The sequence below is a fragment of the Flavobacterium sp. 270 genome (assembly GCF_004368785.1).
Lineage (GTDB): Bacteria > Bacteroidota > Bacteroidia > Flavobacteriales > Flavobacteriaceae > Flavobacterium.
The window spans coordinates 638,949-656,569 of record NZ_SODM01000002.1 but is presented as its reverse complement, the minus strand read 5'-3'; the positions used below and the strand labels follow the sequence as shown (position 1 = coordinate 656,569).

19 protein-coding genes are annotated in these 17,621 nt (G+C 33.7%); 1 reads left to right on the top strand and 18 read right to left on the bottom strand.

All coding sequences use genetic code 11. From position 1 onward, the window contains the following. Window positions 1–54: 54 nt before the first annotated feature. The 13 genes from EV144_RS10160 to hutH all read right to left on the bottom strand — a co-directional run bounded on the left by EV144_RS10160 (window position 55) and on the right by hutH (window position 12,323). Complete coding sequence (locus EV144_RS10160; protein ID WP_134148475.1) at window positions 55–1,053, bottom strand: BtrH N-terminal domain-containing protein; 999 nt, start codon at window positions 1,051–1,053, stop codon at window positions 55–57. Then, on the bottom strand, window positions 1,053–1,457 hold the full coding sequence (locus EV144_RS10155) for a hypothetical protein (protein ID WP_134148473.1): 405 nt from the start codon (window positions 1,455–1,457) through the stop codon (window positions 1,053–1,055). The genes EV144_RS10160 and EV144_RS10155 overlap by 1 nt, the downstream gene beginning before the upstream one ends. Window positions 1,458–1,479: 22 nt before the next feature. Further along, window positions 1,480–1,947: an ABC transporter permease gene (locus tag EV144_RS10150; protein ID WP_134148927.1), complete on the bottom strand. Its 468-nt coding sequence runs from the start codon at window positions 1,945–1,947 to the stop codon at window positions 1,480–1,482. Between the two features lie 8 nt (window positions 1,948–1,955). Further along, on the bottom strand, window positions 1,956–2,387 hold the full coding sequence (locus tag EV144_RS10145) for a hypothetical protein (protein ID WP_134148471.1): 432 nt from the start codon (window positions 2,385–2,387) through the stop codon (window positions 1,956–1,958). Beyond that, window positions 2,387–3,520, bottom strand: coding sequence for a beta-ketoacyl-ACP synthase III (locus tag EV144_RS10140; RefSeq protein ID WP_134148469.1), 1,134 nt, complete (start codon window positions 3,518–3,520; stop codon window positions 2,387–2,389). The genes EV144_RS10145 and EV144_RS10140 overlap by 1 nt, the downstream gene beginning before the upstream one ends. Before the next feature lie 14 nt (window positions 3,521–3,534). Continuing rightward, a complete protein-coding gene (locus EV144_RS10135; RefSeq protein ID WP_134148467.1) occupies window positions 3,535–4,437 on the bottom strand; it encodes a dialkylrecorsinol condensing enzyme DarA in 903 nt (300 codons plus the stop codon). Beyond that, the gene (locus tag EV144_RS10130) at window positions 4,438–6,120 is read right to left on the bottom strand and encodes a phytoene desaturase family protein (RefSeq protein WP_134148465.1); all 1,683 of its coding nucleotides are present in this window, start codon (window positions 6,118–6,120) and stop codon (window positions 4,438–4,440) included. 65 nt (window positions 6,121–6,185) lie between these two features. Further along, entirely contained in the window at window positions 6,186–7,073 is an 888-nt protein-coding gene (locus EV144_RS10125; protein WP_134148463.1) for a lipid A biosynthesis acyltransferase, read from the bottom strand. Then, window positions 7,073–7,327, bottom strand: coding sequence for an acyl carrier protein (locus tag EV144_RS10120; RefSeq protein ID WP_134148462.1), 255 nt, complete (start codon window positions 7,325–7,327; stop codon window positions 7,073–7,075). The genes EV144_RS10125 and EV144_RS10120 overlap by 1 nt, the downstream gene beginning before the upstream one ends. A 4-nt stretch (window positions 7,328–7,331) precedes the next feature. Beyond that, window positions 7,332–8,555, bottom strand: coding sequence for a beta-ketoacyl-[acyl-carrier-protein] synthase family protein (locus EV144_RS10115; RefSeq protein ID WP_134148460.1), 1,224 nt, complete (start codon window positions 8,553–8,555; stop codon window positions 7,332–7,334). A gap of 172 nt (window positions 8,556–8,727) precedes the next feature. Continuing rightward, on the bottom strand, window positions 8,728–9,459 hold the full coding sequence (gene fabG / locus EV144_RS10110) for a 3-oxoacyl-ACP reductase FabG (protein ID WP_134148458.1): 732 nt from the start codon (window positions 9,457–9,459) through the stop codon (window positions 8,728–8,730). A gap of 25 nt (window positions 9,460–9,484) precedes the next feature. Next, the gene (locus EV144_RS10105) at window positions 9,485–10,708 is read right to left on the bottom strand and encodes a WG repeat-containing protein (RefSeq protein ID WP_134148456.1); all 1,224 of its coding nucleotides are present in this window, start codon (window positions 10,706–10,708) and stop codon (window positions 9,485–9,487) included. A 94-nt stretch (window positions 10,709–10,802) separates the two neighbouring features. Then, on the bottom strand, window positions 10,803–12,323 hold the full coding sequence (gene hutH / locus EV144_RS10100) for a histidine ammonia-lyase (protein ID WP_134148455.1): 1,521 nt from the start codon (window positions 12,321–12,323) through the stop codon (window positions 10,803–10,805). A gap of 101 nt (window positions 12,324–12,424) precedes the next feature. Here hutH and EV144_RS10095 point away from each other — a divergent pair, with 101 nt between their 5' ends. After that, window positions 12,425–13,675 carry an NAD(P)/FAD-dependent oxidoreductase gene (locus EV144_RS10095; protein ID WP_134148453.1) on the top strand — a complete coding sequence of 417 codons (1,251 nt, stop codon included), beginning with the start codon at window positions 12,425–12,427 and terminating at the stop codon, window positions 13,673–13,675. Between the two features lie 19 nt (window positions 13,676–13,694). Here the strand turns inward: EV144_RS10095 and EV144_RS10090 are convergent, their stop codons facing one another. The 5 genes from EV144_RS10090 to EV144_RS10070 form a co-directional block, all read right to left on the bottom strand. Further along, window positions 13,695–14,300, bottom strand: coding sequence for a hypothetical protein (locus tag EV144_RS10090; RefSeq protein ID WP_134148452.1), 606 nt, complete (start codon window positions 14,298–14,300; stop codon window positions 13,695–13,697). 460 nt (window positions 14,301–14,760) lie between these two features. Continuing rightward, window positions 14,761–15,855 carry a hypothetical protein gene (locus EV144_RS10085; RefSeq protein ID WP_134148450.1) on the bottom strand — a complete coding sequence of 365 codons (1,095 nt, stop codon included), beginning with the start codon at window positions 15,853–15,855 and terminating at the stop codon, window positions 14,761–14,763. A gap of 11 nt (window positions 15,856–15,866) precedes the next feature. Then, window positions 15,867–16,160 carry a hypothetical protein gene (locus tag EV144_RS10080; RefSeq protein ID WP_134148448.1) on the bottom strand — a complete coding sequence of 98 codons (294 nt, stop codon included), beginning with the start codon at window positions 16,158–16,160 and terminating at the stop codon, window positions 15,867–15,869. A gap of 2 nt (window positions 16,161–16,162) precedes the next feature. Continuing rightward, window positions 16,163–17,104, bottom strand: coding sequence for a hypothetical protein (locus EV144_RS10075; protein WP_134148446.1), 942 nt, complete (start codon window positions 17,102–17,104; stop codon window positions 16,163–16,165). A 110-nt stretch (window positions 17,105–17,214) separates the two neighbouring features. Next, on the bottom strand, window positions 17,215–17,523 hold the full coding sequence (locus EV144_RS10070) for a hypothetical protein (protein ID WP_134148444.1): 309 nt from the start codon (window positions 17,521–17,523) through the stop codon (window positions 17,215–17,217). Window positions 17,524–17,621: the final 98 nt, after the last annotated feature.

Here is a 17,621-nt window from a genome sequence, read left to right as displayed (position 1 = left end):
ATTTTTGTACTTTTTCGAAAGGGATTCTATTTTAATAATGGGATTCAAAATATGCTAGCTGATTGCTTTTTTTAGTTTCTTAAAAAACACTTCTTCTCTGTTAGCAATGTCCAAAAGTTCATCGGCAATCGTGTTGTAAGCATCTTCTTTGGCGCTTCTGTTTTTGTAAATTCGAGAAGCTTCTACAGCAAAATCACGCCATGAATCTCCAATCTGAGTCATTTCTTTAGAAAGCACTTTTAGTTCTTCATTATTTAAAATAACCGAAGCTTCTTGTAAAAATGCTGCATAAATAAAACGGAAACCACCGCCTCCAGTTCCTATTTCTTCCTGCATTCTTACCATTTGCGCCAGATAATGATTGGCTTTTTTAGTGCCGTATTTTATCGGCCATTTTCTAATTTGTTTGGACACAAATTTGATGCCGCGTACACCGACAATTGGCATTGGCGCCAGCATATCACGACAGGTATTTTTGATTCCTTTTATTATAGCACTTTTCAGATCTACATCTTTTGGAATTTGAATTGGATAATACATTTGGCCGCGCGGCGCAAAAGCTCCTTTGGCAAAACGTACTTTATCTAATTCGTCGTGTGTAAGAGTTGTAACGGTTTCCATAACGGGATCGCTTACTAAATAATCAGTTTCGGTTTTGCCGTAAACGACCAAATTGTGCGCGTTAAAATGGAAACGGTATTCATCTGGAAAATAACTTAAATGATAAACACCAACTTGTAATCCGGTTGGAATATTGTTTTTTAAATTTTCGTCTAAGGCTTTATTGGCATTAGAAACAGAAGAAAATTTTTGTCTTTTTATTTTTAAATTTAAGCGATTCGCTACTTTATTAAAAATCTGTCCCGGCAGTGTTCTATAACTAATTGCCGGCGCATGATTGACTTTTATAAAAGGCAGATATACAAAAAACAAACCTGAACCAATACCAAAAACCATCGGTTCGCTGATGTTGAGTCCGCTGTTTTTAAGCAGGTTCGAAGCCACTCCGTTTTCGCAGTGCGCAGATTGGTGATGTGTAAAAGTTAACTCCATTATTTGGTAATGCTGTTTTTTAATTCTTCAACAGAAATCTCAAAAGTGTCAGCGTATTTTTTTAAAGTATTATCATTTAGTTTCGCAAAAACATTGGGTTTAAAATGTCTTTTTACGCGCCATTTCCATAAACCAACATAGCTTGATAAAATGGTTAAATCCATTTTATTCAATTCCATAAAATACAAGATCGGACTTGCTTCGCCATTTTCAACCTGATTTTTGGCATCGGCAATTCGTTCATTGATTTCATCGATAGAATTTGAAAGTGCAATTGCTTTTGGTTCCCAGCCTGTACTTAATGTTGTGGTATATTCGCCATTTTCATCTGTTGCGTACAAAAGTTCTTTGACGTTGTTTTTCGTTAAATTACTGCTATCCTGGGGTACTTTTTCTTTTTCCATAACGGTTTATTTTCGATTGGAATTATTTTAATACAGCGGAAATCGTTTTTTGAATGAACAAATTAATTTCGCACTCTAAAAGTTTTTTGTCATCACGAAAGCTTTCGCAGCTCATGGTGCATAAAGTATAATCGCCGCCGTCAAATTTCGAAACCAAACTTGCTCTGGTTATAATCGTATCGTAGACTTTTGGCAGTTCGTGTATTTTTAGGTTTTTTATCGCACTGATAAAACCAATTAGATTTACATCTTCATTTTCTGTTCCGTTTTCGTCAAAAAAATACTTTTTGCCTACAATAGAAGAACAGGTTTGAGCTGTATTTTCTATCAAACCAGCTTCAATAAAAACACCATTACTTACAAAAATATTGTCTTCTTTGATTAAAAAGACGGTTTCTACAAAATCGGCTTCTATATTCAAAATTAAATCTACCATAAGCAAAGGTGCCCGGTGTGGTAAATAATTTTGAATATCAACAGCAGTTCTCATAGTTTCCATTATTTAGCTAAAACGGTTTTCATTTGTCCGTTTGCAATTTCTTCATTGTTTAAAGTCGTTACAATATCTACCAAAGTAATCCCTGCAAATTCCTGCAGAATAGTTACTGTAGATTGTATTGTGTCGTTGATTTTTGGTAATCTTTTAATTTCAATTTCTTTTATAGAACCAATATAACCTGTTGGTGCAATTTCGTTTTTCAAAAAAAACTGATATCCTGTATGCAATGCTACAGACTGCGCCATGTGTTCTATTAGTCCTGCTTCAAGAAATGTATTATTATTAGAAAAAATATTGTCGCTTTCAATCTTAAAACCAGAAACCAACGAAGTTTCGGTATAAGAAAACATTTTATCGACCATTACAAAAGGAAACTTTTGCGGCAATAAATTCTCGACAGCTTCTTTTTCTAAAAGTAAAGTCGTTTCCATTAACAAACGGTTAAATATGCATACGCAAAAGAGAATCTTCCACTTTCCGGAACAGATAAAAGTATGCGGTCTCCTTTTTTCAAATTACCAGCATTCATCAATTCTTCCAATGCCAGATAAATAGAGGCAGAGCCCACATTTCCAACTCTCGAAAGATTCATAAACCATTTTTCGTCTGCCATTCCGATTCCTTTTTCACTTAATCCTTTTTTCAATCCTTCCACAAAAAAGTTAGAAGAAACGTGAGGAATAAAATAATCAATATGATCAGACGTAATATTATTTTTATCCATGGCATCTTTCATACTTTCTGCTCCTTTAGAAAGTATAAATTCATCCAATAATTTTACATCTTGTTTAATAGCAAAAACAGATTCGTTCAGCCATTGTTCCGGAGCATAATCGCTCCACGGTTTAATGTCGCCGTTTTCTAATTTATCTCCGCCGGCGTACATACAGGTTTCTAATTCGTAAGCATACGAAAAAGCTTCCATCCATTCTATTTTTAGAGAAATATCGCCTTTTGGTTTATTTTCTAATAAAAAAGCACCAGCGCCATCAGACAGCATCCAACGTAAGAAATCTTTTTTGAAAGCAATAATTGGCTGCTCTTCAAGGTTTTTTAAATTAGTAGTTTCGTGATTGTATTTTTGAGCGATAAGCCATGAAGATACTTTTTCTGATCCTGTACAAACCGCATTTTTTGAATTTCCTGATTTTACAGAAAGAAAACCAAATTTCAGCGAATTCATTCCCGCACAGCAAACTCCCGTAGAAGAATTTAATTCTACCGATTTATTTTGTAATAATCCGTGAACCATTGCAGCATGCGAAGGAAGGAAAATATCCGGTGTTGAGGTGCCGCAGGAAAGTACTTCTAAATCCTGAGGTGTAAAATCTTCATCAAATAACTGCACGACAGCATTACGCGTCATTTCAGCATTATTGTGAGTGCTTTTTCCTGTTTTATCAACAGCGTAATAACGGCTTGTAATTCTATTATTGCGCAAAATAATACGTCTTGCTTTAGAAGCAGTATCGTTGATAAGACCTAAATACTCTTCCATTTCATCATTTGAAACGGGCTCATTTGGCAAATATTTTGCAGCTTTTGTAATATATACTTCAAACATAATCTAATTTCCTTCTAAACTCCTTGATAATATTGAGTTTCTTTTTTTATTGATTTTAACTTAATGGGGTAAGTAATAAGGTGCAATATATACACTATTGGTGAGATTAACCATATAGCGAGGAATAAATAAACATTAAATACTTTAAGAAGCGTTTTTCTATTTTTTTGATGTTTATAAATCAAATTTGACCATTTATTGAAAATTTTATTGGCAGTTTTGTCAACTGTAACCAAATATGAACTGATCTTAACAGCTCCAATTTCGACTAATTTTGGCTGTAAATCCTGCAATTTATTCTGGTTAAATTGAGAAAGAATAACTTCTCCAAACTTATCTGATTCCTGAATATCTTTTTCTGAAACTCCCGGAAGCGGAAAAATACCTAAATATTTTTTCTTTACTCCAGAAAACATCCATTCTACAATAGTAATTACACTGATTAAATTTCCAACACGGTCAACAAGCGCTACATTACCTACCAATTGTGCATTGGCTTCTTTTAGTAAAACTTTGATTTTTTCCTGCGCCATAACCCACATATTGCGGGAACCGCTTATGGTAACTACTGGCGTGTTGTTTAGGATTTTTTTTGCGTCGGCACTTTTCAAAAATGAATTTATCGGAATTGATGGCGATAAATACCAAACTTGATAATGGAAAAGTACTAAGTCGAATTTTGTGTTTAAGATTTCTTCTGAAACGGGTTTTAATTCTCTTGGAATCTGCAGAAACGATTCTGGAAAAGCATCAAAAAAAGAGCTTTTGTCCCACGGAAAAGGAAATGGTTTTTCTAATTGAATTTCGTGAAAAGTTACCTTTATTTCTGTGTCATTCAAGAATGGTTTTGCAATGTTTTGCGCAATCGATTCTAGTTGTCCAGATTGGGTGTAATAAATAACGAGAACATTTTTCATTTAGTTTTTGGCTTTGGTTGTCGCAAAAGTAATTAAATTTTTTGGAATGAATTTTCGGATTTTATCCGATCGTTTGGTGTGAATCCATTCGGGCCATGTTGAAGCATCTTCGGCATCATAAATTCGTATTTTCTGATCGGGATCTTCAATTAATAAATCATCTGAGGTACAGTTTAAAATTACAGCTGCCGCCGCAATTCCAGAATACGTTGCACCAGAAACTCCGTGTGATAATGTACATGCACCGCACAGGAATAAATTTTCTATTTCTGTTTTGTTTTTATAAGAAAAAGGTCCAACCTGATTGAGTGTTTTTTCGGTTCCGTAAACATTTCCTTTGGTTGAATTAATATAAAATTCATTGGTTTTTGGAGTTCCTAATTCTGCCTGAATAATGTGCTGTTTGGCATTTGGAATTATCCGCTCTACATTGTTCATCAGTTTATTGGTTACTTTTTCTTTGAAGATTTTATAGTCTTCATTGTGATAATCGTCTAAACCGTTAAAATCTTTTAGATGGTCATAATTTACATACGTCACAATTTCAAAATTATGATATCGTCCGTTAAAACTTGCCGGATCTTTAAGTGTTGTACAACTTATAAAAACGGCAGGAAATGAATCTCCGTTTTCAATACTGCTAGTCATTAAATCTTCAAAATTGTCATCATCGTTTTCATCTTTCATCATCCAGATATTTCCAGAATCAATATTAAATTGTGTTACATCAATATCTAATGTTAGAAATAAAATTAAAGACGTAACCGAATATTTTGTGTTTTGAAGTTTCTTGATCAACGAATTGCTTAAATGTTCTTTTCCAATTAAATTTAAATAGGTAATAGAAGGATCGGCATTTGAAACAATATTTTTTGCTCGAATTTTTTCGCCATTTTCCAATTCAATTCCAACGGCTTTTTTGTTTTCGATAATAATTTTTTTGACGTTTTGTTTTACGCGAACTTCGCCGCCATGTTTTTTAATTCCGTTTGTCATGGCTTTTACAATACCGCCGCCACCGCCCATTGGATAAAAACCGCCATCAAAATAATGACTCATTACCGAACAGTGTACCGGAAAGCAAGCTCTGTTTGGCGGAAGTCCGTGATCGCCGCACTGAATATTAAGTACAGATTTCAGCATCGGATCTTTTACGTGCCAGCCGACAACTTTTTTTAGCGGAAATAAAGCAAATTTCCCAAAGTGTTTGGTTCTAAACGGAACGGTTATTTTTTGCCACCAGCCTTTTAATTTTGGAATTAACTGCAGCTCGTAACTTACTCTCTCCACTAAGGTAAGATATTCGTGAATGTTTTTTTCTTCGGATGGAAAACGGGCAGAAAGTGTTTTTTTGAGGTTTTCAACTCCCGCTGGAAGATCAAAAGTTTCGTCGCCAATTAAGCAATGTTCGTACGCATTTTTATTCATTCGGAAAAAAACCAGATCGTTGGCAATTCCTAAACCACGATACAATTCATTGGTAGAAGATCCTTCTTCGAGCAGTCCGACATAATGTACGCCGGGACTAAAACGCTGGCCATTTAAGGTAAAGCTGTGGCTCCAGCCTCCGGGAACATAATGCTGTTCCAGAATTAAAACTTTCTGACCGGCTCTTGCCAGACAAATACCTGTAGCTAAACCGCCAACTCCAGAACCAATAATAACCGTGTCGAATTCTTCCATACCTTGTTTTAAGATTTCTTAAAAGTATAAAAGAATACGTATTAAAGATAATAACGGGTGTTAGTTTATTGTTTATTTTTTAATTGGTTCCAAAAATCGAAATAATTAAACCATTGCAGAGGGTATTTTTGCAGAATGCTTTCTACGCTTTTTACGTATTCTTTGAGTAGTCCTTTTTCGTCACGATGTTTTACAACCGCTTCTCTGGCGTACAAATGATAATGCAAGTTGGCTTCTTTCATTACATATACAAATACAACAGGAACTTTTAATCGGGAAGCGATTAAGAATGGGCCCGCAGGAAAGTTGGCTTCCTGACCCAGAATTTTTTCTGACAGCGATTTTGTGCCTTCAAAATAACGATCGCCGGTAAAACAAACCAATTCATTATTAGCAAGCGCCGCATTGATCTCAAAAATATGAGACAAATCGTCTTTGATTATGATAAACTTTACGGTAGGTTTTTGCGTAACGGTTTCCAGATATTTTTTAATGTCTGAATGTTCTAAATCTGTAGTGACCAAATTGATTTGAAACTCAAGATCGATATCGCCCAGAAAGTGTTCGGCAATTTCAAAATTACCAACGTGCGCACTAATAAGTACACCACCTTTTTTTTCTGCTAAAAGATTTTTAAGGATTTCGATTCCGTCAAACTCGTATGTAAATCTATTTCGCATTCCTGCCGAAATCGCAATTTTATCAATAATAGTTTGTCCAAAAGTATAGTAACTTTTGAAAACCATTTTTTTAGATTTAAAATTGGAATATTGAAGGCGCTCTTTAAAATAATAAGAAATTGCTTTGTTGCTTTTCTTTAAAAATAAAAAGTAATAAGAAGCGACAAAATAGAGTAAGCCATAAGCTGCTTTAACACCCGCTTTTTGTATTAAAAAAACGAATATTCTATAGCCTAAAACTGTTCCTTTTGATTTGCCATCCCATTCGCTCATTAAGCAGTTTTAGCTTTTAGTTTAGCTTCTATAAGGTCATAGAAACTTTGAAAGGAAGCAATTCCAACAAAATCAGCCTCAACAAGTTTTACACCAAAATTAGCTTCAATAGAAACTACAAGATCTACGTAGTCTAAACTGTCTAACCCAAGTGTATCTTTTAAATTAGCATCTGGTTCAATGTCTTCATTGTCTACTTCAAATTCATCAACCAAAAAACCATTAATCCGTGCTATTATATCTTCTTTATTCATTGCTTCATTTAAACTTTTTAACCACCAACGCAGAGTTGGTTCCTCCGAACCCGAAAGAATTGGACAAAAATATGTCAAATTTTTTATTTAACGTTGTTTTAACTAAATTTAATTTTAACGCATCTTCGTCTGGATTCTCTAAATTGATGTTTGGCGCAATAAAATCGTGCTGCATCATTATAATAGAGTAGATTACTTCACTTGCTCCTGCCATCCAGCATTCGTGGCCGGTCATAGATTTTGTAGAACTTACGTAAGGATTTTTCTCACCAAAAACTTCAAAGATTGCTTTTGCTTCGTTTCCGTCGCCAACTGGAGTTGAGGTTGCATGTGCATTTATATACTCAATATCCGATGCTTTTAGTTGTGCATCGTCAAGTGCTCTTTGCATTGCAGTTGCTGGTCCTTCTACATTTGGTGTCGAAATATGACCACCGTTTGAAGAAAATCCGTAACCCGAAACTTCGGCAATAATAGTCGCGCCTCTTGCAATAGCAGATTCATAACTTTCTAAAATTAACGTTGCACCGCCACCACTCGGAATTAATCCGTCGCGATCGGCATCAAAAGGTCTTGACGCTTTTGTTGGTTCGTTTTCTCTTCCCGAAAAAACGCCCAAACCGTCAAAACTGCTCATCGCATATTTGTTAATTTCCTGTGCGCCTCCGGTAATAATAATATCCTGAAAACCGCTTTTGATTAAAAAATAAGCTAAACCAATAGAGTGTGAACCGCTCGCGCAGGCCGCACTTACTGTAAGATTGATTCCTCTAAGTTTAAAAATGGTAGAAAGATTCATTGTTACCGTAGAATTCATCGACTTAAAAATGGCTCCAGAACCAATTAAAGCGGTGTCTTTTTTCTCTCTTACAATATCGGTAGCATCAATAATAGCTTTAGAAACACTGTCGTTTCCGTACATGATTCCTACTTCGCGTTCGTCAAAAAAAGCGTCATCAATATTGGCATTTTTCAATGCTTCAATTGTAGCCATATAAGCATATTCGGTTTCTTCACCAATACTCATACGCTGTCTGCGGGTCAATAAGTTTTTTAAATCTGCTTTCGGAACCATTCCCGTTAAGGCCGATTGAAAACCGAATTCTTTTCTTTCAGCATCAAACTGAATACCGGATTTTCCTTCATACAAAGAATTTTTTACTTCGTCTAAAGAAGTTCCGATACAAGAATAAATTCCCATTCCAGTAATTACAACTCTTCTATTCATCGTCTTTTATATGTAATTTTTTTTATAGAAACAAAGGTTTAAAGGTTCAAAGGTTCAAAGTGACAAAGTTTTTTAATCTCGCAATCCCGATAGCTATCGGGAGCGAAATCGCAAAGTTTTTTTAATATAACTTTGCGACTTTGTGTCTTTGTGGCAATTTTCAGTTTTAATTCTAAGAATAAATTCCTCCATTTATATTGATAATTTCTCCTGTAATATAGCTCGATTTTTTTGAAATCAAAAAGCTTACCAAATCCGCTACTTCTTCGGCTTCACCAAAACGATTTACCGGAATCATTTTTAATAATTCTTTCTCGTCCAGTTCGCTCGTCATGTCGGTTCTAATAAAACCCGGCGCAACAGCATTTACCGTAATATTACGTTTTGCCACTTCCTGAGCCAAAGCTTTTGTAGCAGCAACAATGGCGCCTTTTGCAGCAGAATAATTGGTTTGTCCGGCAGTTCCTTTTACTCCCGAAACCGAAACCACATTTACTATTCGGCCATATTTATTGCGAAGCATTTTTTGAATGAAAAACTGTGTTACATTAAAAAATCCGTTTACACTTGTATTCATAACGCCGTTCCAGTCTTCTGGAGTCATCCACATAAAAAGACCATCTTTTGTAATTCCGGCATTATTTACAATGGCTTCAACAATAGCTTCAGGATTGGCTTCCTGCCATTTTGTTAACGTATCTTGTACTTCTTGAAAATTAGAAACATCAAAACCTAAAATTTCTCCGGTTGCTCCTAATTTTTGTATTTCATGAAGTGTTTCTTCGGCGGCAGTTTTGTTAGAATGATAATTAATCAAAATATGATAACTAGATTCAACGGCTAATTTTTTACAAATAGCACTTCCAATTCCTCTTGAACCGCCTGTTACTAGTACACATTTCATATTCTAAACTTTATTTTTTTATTGGTTATTTCTTTTTCTTAGCTGCTGGTTTTGCGGTCGGTTTAGCTGCAGGTTTTACCGCAGGTTTCGGACTTTCGGCAGCGACTTCATTTACGATTGTTTTTTCTGCTCCTTTAGAAAATACTTCAGCGTTTTCAAACCATTGGTTACCTAAAACAGTTCCGTCTGGTCTCAGAAATCCCCATTTTCCTTCGTTTTTTACTCTGGCAAGTCCATTCATAAATCCTTTGTCCTGCTGTACAAATAACGCAATAACAAATCCGTTTGAAGTGATGCCGTATTGAGTCGGGATTACTAATTTTCCTGATTCGTTGATAAATCCCCAGTTTTTTTCTTTTACAGGAGCAAGCCCGTTTGAGCTGAAAACTTCTGCATCGCTGTAAGTTGGCGGAATAACAAATTCTGCTTTTGGGTTAATATATCCCCATTTTGATCCGACGCAAACCGGAGCTAAATTTTTTGAGAATGCTTTTGCTTTATCATAAATAGGAAGAATTGTCCAGTTTCCTTTTAAGTCAATAAAACCAATTTTTCCGTTCTTTTTAGCATACGTTAAATCCTGAGTTTCAAAATCCCAGATTTTTTCTGCACCATCAACGGCAATAAAATTTCCCGAGCTTACAATTCCAAACGTTTTATCTTTTCTTGCCCAGGTTGTACTTTTAAAATAATTACCAATTTCGTCGTAAGCAGGTGTTATTAATTCTTTACCAGAAGTATTAATAATTCCCCATTTTTTATTGCTTTCAACTCTGGCAAAACCATTTTCAAAAGGTTTGATCTGATCGTATTTTGGTTCTAAAACAACCGTCATTTTAGTATTGATTAATCCAATTTTGTCGCCTTGTCTTATAAAAGCAACGCCATCATTAAAATCAAATATTTTTTCTGTTGCAGGCGCTTTTAGAATTTCTCCCTTAGTATTGATATATACCCAGTCTTTTTCTTTTTGTACTACTGCAATACCGTTGTTAAATTCTTTGGCATTATTAAAAGAGGCCGGAATTACCCAGCTTCCTTTAGCATCAATAAATCCCCATTTTCCGTTGTCTTCTACTGCGGCTAAACCTTCAGAAAAACTTTTGGCTGATTTGTATTGAGGCTCGATTTTAAAAGATCCATCTTTGGAAATATACCCAATTTTCGAATTTTTCTTAACTAATGCCAGTTCCTGACTATTAACAAATTGAATACCTGCCAGTAATAAAAAAATAAATGTCTTTTTCATGATTTTTAAAATTCAATGTTTAATGATATAAAAGTTAAAATTCGTTTGGGGCATAAAATTTTAAAACACACATAGAAAATCTATGCGATCAATACTAACTGTTGATCAAATAATCTTTTACGTTTTGTACAAAAGGATACATTACCTGATCTTCCTTAAATGTTGGAATTATATTTCTAATATCATCGTACCATTTTTTGGTAACCGATGAAATTTTATTTTTTTGTTCTAAATAATCAATTGCCTGTACAATTGTAATCATTTCGATAGCCAAAACTTCAAAAGAATTTTCGATCACTTTTGAGGTAATAACCGCAGCATTTGTCCCCATACTTACAATGTCTTGATTGTCATTGTTGTTCGGGATACTGTGTACGTACATTGGATTTGATAGCATCTGATTTTCTGCAGTTGTAGAAGTTGCTACGAACTGAACGCCCTGCATTCCGAAATTAAAACCTAATGTTCCTAAATTTACAAATGGAGGTAAAAGTTCGTTGATTTTTGAATTTAATAAATAATTCAATTGACGTTCTGCCAGCATCGTTAATTTGGTAATAACGATTTTTAATTTGTCCATTTCCAACGAAATATAATCTCCGTGGAAATTTCCTCCGTGATAAACGTGTTTGTTTTTTACGTCGATAATTGGGTTATCGTTTGCAGAGTTAAATTCGCCTTCTAAAATAGAAGCTACATTATTGATAGTTTCAAGAACCGGCCCAAGAATTTGAGGCACACATCTTAGTGAATAATATTCCTGAACTTTTTCTTTGAAGATTTCTTCGGTGTTTTCGCCAGAATATAAATGGTCTTCTCTTTTACGGATTAAAGTACTGTCAGAAAGATTTTGTCTCATTCTTGACGCAATTTCCTGTTGTCCTTTATGACGTTTTGTTTGATTTAATTCTTCAGAAAAATGATCATCATACGCCTGAACTAATTCGTTGATAGCGCAAGAACATTTTAATGACCAGTCTAATAGTTTATTTGCATAATGCACATTTACAACACCAATTCCTGTCATTACAGAAGTTCCGTTGATCAATGCCAAGCCCTCTCTGATTTCTACCTGAATTGGTTTTAATCCTTCAATTTCAAAAACTTCCGGAGTTGGTCTTCTTTCTCCTTTATAAAAAACTTCACCTTCGCCAATTAAGACTAAAGCTAAATGTGATAATTGTACTAAATCGCCGCTGGCTCCAACACCACCGTGTTCGAAAATTAGAGGCGTAATATCTCTATTGATTAATTCTGCCATTAAGTGAATTACAGAAGGGTGAACTCCAGAATTTCCTAATGATAGCGTATTTAATCTTGCTAAAATTGCTGCTTTTGCACAAACAGGGCTCAATGGTTTTCCTGTTCCAGAAGAGTGGCTTCTGATTAAATTATACTGCAGCTGAATCTGATCTGATTCTTTAATTCTGTATTGTGCCATTGGCCCAAAACCAGTATTTACTCCGTAGATTACTTTATTTCCAGAAAATTCTTTTAAAAAATCGAAACTTTCATTTACTCTGTTCAGAACTAGATCGCTGATTGTAACCTTGTTATTCCCAAAGATAATAGACTCAAATTCTGCTAAACTTAAATATTCATTAATTGTATTCATTAAATCGTTTTTGGTTGTGCTAATTTAATTTTATTAATCAAAATAAATGTAGTTATTTTGATGATGGCAAATGTAAGTTAATTAATGATAACATTTCTATTATGATAAAGGAGTTTGTTGATGTTTTAGTGATTGGTGCAGGACCTTCTGGATGTGTGTCTGCATCGTATCTCCATAAAAATAACATTAAGATAAAGGTAGTCGAGAAAACAAAGTTTCCGAGACTTGTTGTGGGCGAAAGCCTTATCCCAAGAGTTATGGACCATTTTGCAGAAGCAGAACTTTTTGAGAGCCTTGATGCGATGAACTTTGAAAAAAAACTCGGAGCGCGCTTTATAAGAGGCGAAGAAATCTGTGTTTTTGATTTTAGTAAGAAATTCGGAGAAGGCTGGGACTGGACCTGGCAGGTACCTCGCGCGGACTTTGACAATACAATGGCAGAGGAAGTAATTAGAAAAGGAATTGATCTGGAATTTGAAACAGAAGTTTTGGAAGTTTCTTTTGAAGGGAAAAATTCTAAAACGATTGTAAAAGACAAAGATGGAAATCTAAAAGAAATCCATGCTAAATTTATTATCGATTCTAGCGGATACGGACGTGTTTTACCAAGACTTTTAGATCTTGACACACCGTCGCATTTAGATCCGCATTCGTCTATATTTGCGCATGTAAAAGATATCAACAGACCAGAAGGAGAGGAAGGAACGATGATTTCTTTTGATATTCTGGAAACGGAAGTTTGGTTATGGGTAATTCCGTTTTCTAACGGAAATACGAGTTTAGGAGTTGTTGGACCGACAGAATTTATTAATTCGCTTTCTGAAAATAAAGACAACGCCGAAGCTTTAAGAAACGCCATTCAGCTTTCTGATTATTATATAAAAAGATTTAAGGGAACAGAATTTTTATTTCAACCTGTAAAATTGGAAAATTATTCGAGAGCAGTAAAAAGAATGTATGGTGATGGTTTTGCCTTAACCGGAAACAGTTCAGAATTTTTAGATCCTGTTTTCTCTTCCGGCGTTGCTTTTGCAACAGAATCTGGAATGTTAGCAGCGAAATTATATATTAAGGAATCGCAGGGAATTGATGTTGATTGGGAAGTAGAGTTTACAGAATATATGAAACGCGGTATTGCTGTTTTTACCACTTACGTGAAAGAATGGTACACTGGAAATCTTCAGACTTTATTTTTTCATCAACCTGAAAACCCGGATGTAAAAGAAAAAATTTGTTCCGTTTTGGCAGGGTATGTCTGGAACGAAGAAAATCCTTTTGTAAAGAAACATGATCATGTGATTCAGAATATGGCGTATTTATTGAATATGCAAAAAGAACAAAGCCCTGAATAATCAGGGCTTTTTTTTGATTTTATTTATAAGCTTTCTTAGCTATAAGTTTTGACATCGATTTTGCTGTTTTTGCAAAGCCTTCTCCAATTCTGCTTTCATTGCTATAATTATTTCCCCATTGATCTCCAGGAGCTTCTTCGCTGGTGATTTCCAATAACACCTTTGATTTATCGGCAGAATCAACAAATTTTAAATTTGTAGTAACTTTTGCCTGCTGTTTCATAATTCCAGCATCCCATCCTGGATAAACCCATACCGTTTGTACGATTAAAGTATAAGGTGTTTTTAAGTTTTCCTGAAAACTTAAATCTTTATGTTCTTTAGTCAATACAATATTAGCAATCTCTAAAAATTTAGGAGTCCAGATTTGTTCTTTTGCAGCAATCCATTTTTTCTCCCAGATGCTTCCGTTTCCTTTTGCTTTCTGATCCAGCTCGGCTTTACGTTCCTGAACATATTGCGCTTCCGATTTTTTTTCTTTCATCATTGTAAAATTGCTATAATCAAATACAACGTTGACTTCTTTTTGATCTTTTAGAAAGGCAAAATCTCCAGATTTTACTTCCATATCTTGTGCTGAAACTGCAGCAGAAACAAGTAATAATGCTAATACTAATTTTTTCATGTTTTTGGTTTAGTGGTTTAAAATTTAGGATAAATATATTTAAAATAATTTTGCAAAACACTATTTCTTAGATTACTAATTCATATTAGGTATAAAATGAATTAAACAATCAAATCATATTTATCTAAAAACTCACTCAAAAAAGATAGTTTAGGAATGTTTTGATAATCGTTGTAGCTTAATTTTATATTTTGACGATTTTTATGTTAATGTCTTTTTTCCTTTTCTCGGAAACATTTTTCCAACTACTTTGTATTTGCCACTCTATAATAAAACATGATTTATGTCTATTGCGCCAAGATAACATCCATCTTCTGTTTCGTTGCCAAACCAATTTATAACAGGAACGTCATTTACTAACACGGTTCCTGAACAATATATGTGAGGATCAATTGTGTATAAAGGTCTTTGTAATTTGTTCAGGTCATTAATTTTCATTAAAAAAGATTTAATTGGTAGATTATATAACGGTTAGTTGCCCTCCCTTTTCTTTTCGCTGGAAAAGAAATTCTAAATAAATGTTTTCATCAGGATTTTTTTTATTTCGAAATCTAATAATGCCTTCGCCATCAGCTTTATGAAGTAAAGCTGCTAATTTTCCATAGCCTTGGTATTCTAACTGAAAAGTTTCGGGAAATATAGGTTCTACTTCATAACCACTATTGTTAAGCAAATCTCCGGCCATTTTTATTTTTTCTTGACGATCTTTTTCAGTATAATACATCGTTTTTCCTAGTAATTCTTCTCTTTGTTTTATTAATTTTAAATAACTTTCTACATCTCTATTTTTTATAATTTCGTATATTTTTTTATATTCTGTAATTAGTTCTTCTTTAATATTTTTCTTCTCGTCTTCTTGTTCTTTTTTCAAGTTTATAGAATTTCTCCAGCCTATTAAATCGTAGGGTACTTCAGCTTCAAAAGTACTTCTCCATTCGTAAATAGGTAGTCCTTTTAAAGGAAGTGGAGTTTTTGGTTCGTAGTGAGCTTTTACCCAAGAGGAAGTTCCATATTCACCTTTGTCGCCTACCCATTGTTCATTACTAATATCAAGACGAATACCATCTATCCCACGCATTTTTTCGTCGTAAACCATTGTTCTTAAATCTCCGTCTCGGTAATGTTGAAATGTTAATCCAATTGCTCCTTCATCAAAAAAAGCATCACCATAAGCGGGATATATTCTTATTTTTATTTCATGAATTCCGCTGGTTAGTAGTAATGGATTAGTTTGATAACCTCCATTAATGCCACCATGTCCTTTTGTAATCTCACCTTTAAAATTCATTAAAAAGACATCGTCTATATAAACTTCAAACTGCCAATAACTACTATGAAAATATATATAGTTAAATCTTGTTTCATTACCAATCGTTGTGTCTTTTTTTATAGGATATTCCATAGTAGTTTTATTTTTATTGATTAAATTAGTTCGTGTTTGCCAAAAGGTTTGTTTCTCTTGTATTTCTTTTTTTGTTTTTTCAGATAATTTTTCTTGGCAGGAAACAAGACTAACAAAGGATAAAAAATATAGACTTACATTTATTGATTTCATTTTTAATTGACTTAATAATAGATAATTTTTCTGTTTTTTACTTCAGGTAGTTTATTGCCAGCATAATAAGTAGAAGTTTTAATAAGGATTTCAATTAGACAATTGATTTTATTAATTCGTAAATAGTAAATCGGTTCTTTTTCGTAATGCTTAACACTTTCCAATAATTTCTGCTCAAAATTTTTTGCATTAACTTCTGGATATGCTGTATTAATTTTTATAGAAATAGGTTCTGATTGTTTCTTTTCCTGGCCACAAGAAGAAATAAATAACATAAGATTTAATAAGGCTAATATTTTTTTCATAATTAATCTATCATGTATAAACCATCTTCAAGTTTTTTTCCTTCAGGCAGATAAAGACATATATTGGGCATAAAAACAGCTTCATCTCCATCTTTATCAGTATAGTCAACTCGTAAAGCTCCACCTCCTCGATAAGGATATTCTAATGATTTATATTTTAAAAAAATTATTCTGTTATTTCCGAGATATTCTATTTTGTAGTTTTCTATTGGTTGTGGATTTATATTTTTCTCATTAATGTCAGATAAATATTCTTTCCAAAGAGTATTAATTTGCGACGAGCTTTTATAACTTGCAACAGTATTTCTTTTTTCTGTGCCAAATTTTTGTTTTGCTAATAAATCAATATTTTTTGTTTTGTATATTTCTCCATACATTTTATAAAATTCAATAGCTTTCTGCTCTAACAATTTCTCATCTAGTTTTGTTAAGTCCTGGCCGTTATTCCAACCTTCATTTACATAAGGGACTTGTGCATTAAAAGAAAAAGTAAATTCATAATAAGGTTTTCCTGCCGCTATAAAATTTCCTTTAGCATCGGTTAAACTAATATGTTTCATTACAACTTCTTCATCTTCCAATCTTTTTTGACCGTTATTATCCATTTTAATTATAGATACTGAAATAGCAGTATTTTCTGTTAATGTTGTTACAGTATCTCCTTCGCCATATTCTTCTTTGATTAAATCTCCGATAGGATATAAACGATAGGTTAGTTTTTGTTCTCCGCTTTTTAGAATGGCACGGTTTATAGATAGAGGAGTCGCATAATTAGATAGTTCATAATCGTTGTGAACATAATAACCGTTTACAAGGATTTCAATTAGACAATTGATTTTATTAATTCGCAAATAGTAAATCGGTTCTTTTTCGTAATGTTTTGCAGCATTTAATAATCTTTGTTCGAAATTGTTAGCGTTAATTTCTGAATATTGTGTGTTCATTGTTTTTTTGTTTTGTTTTTTTTCTTGTCCACAGGAATTGAATACTATTGGAAATATTAGTAATAGAAATAATTTTCTCATATTATTTAGGTTTATTAATTGTTTCTTTTTCAAAAAGATATATTTTTTCTCCTTTTACAACATACGGTTCCATTAAAACAAATGAGGTTTGGAGGAATTTTTTGGGATGATTTTTTTTTGCCTTTAGGTTGATTATCTTCCATTTCTAAGCTCCCCGAAAAGCTCCCAGCAATCCCAGAAAACAAAACATTATCTACATAATACGATTTTGGTTTTTCGTAAAAATATTGGCGTTCAAAAAATAGACTGCCGTGTATTTCGGCTTTTCCTTCTACTTCTGCTTTTTTGTCTATTACGGGTATTACGCCCTGTATAAAATTGGGAGCGTAACGTATCATCCAATCTGTGGTTATATGGTAGCCTGTTTGAAGTTCGCAGGAAGCTACAGCGTCAATACCTTTTTTACGGCTTATAAGTCCTTTACTGTTGTCTACGT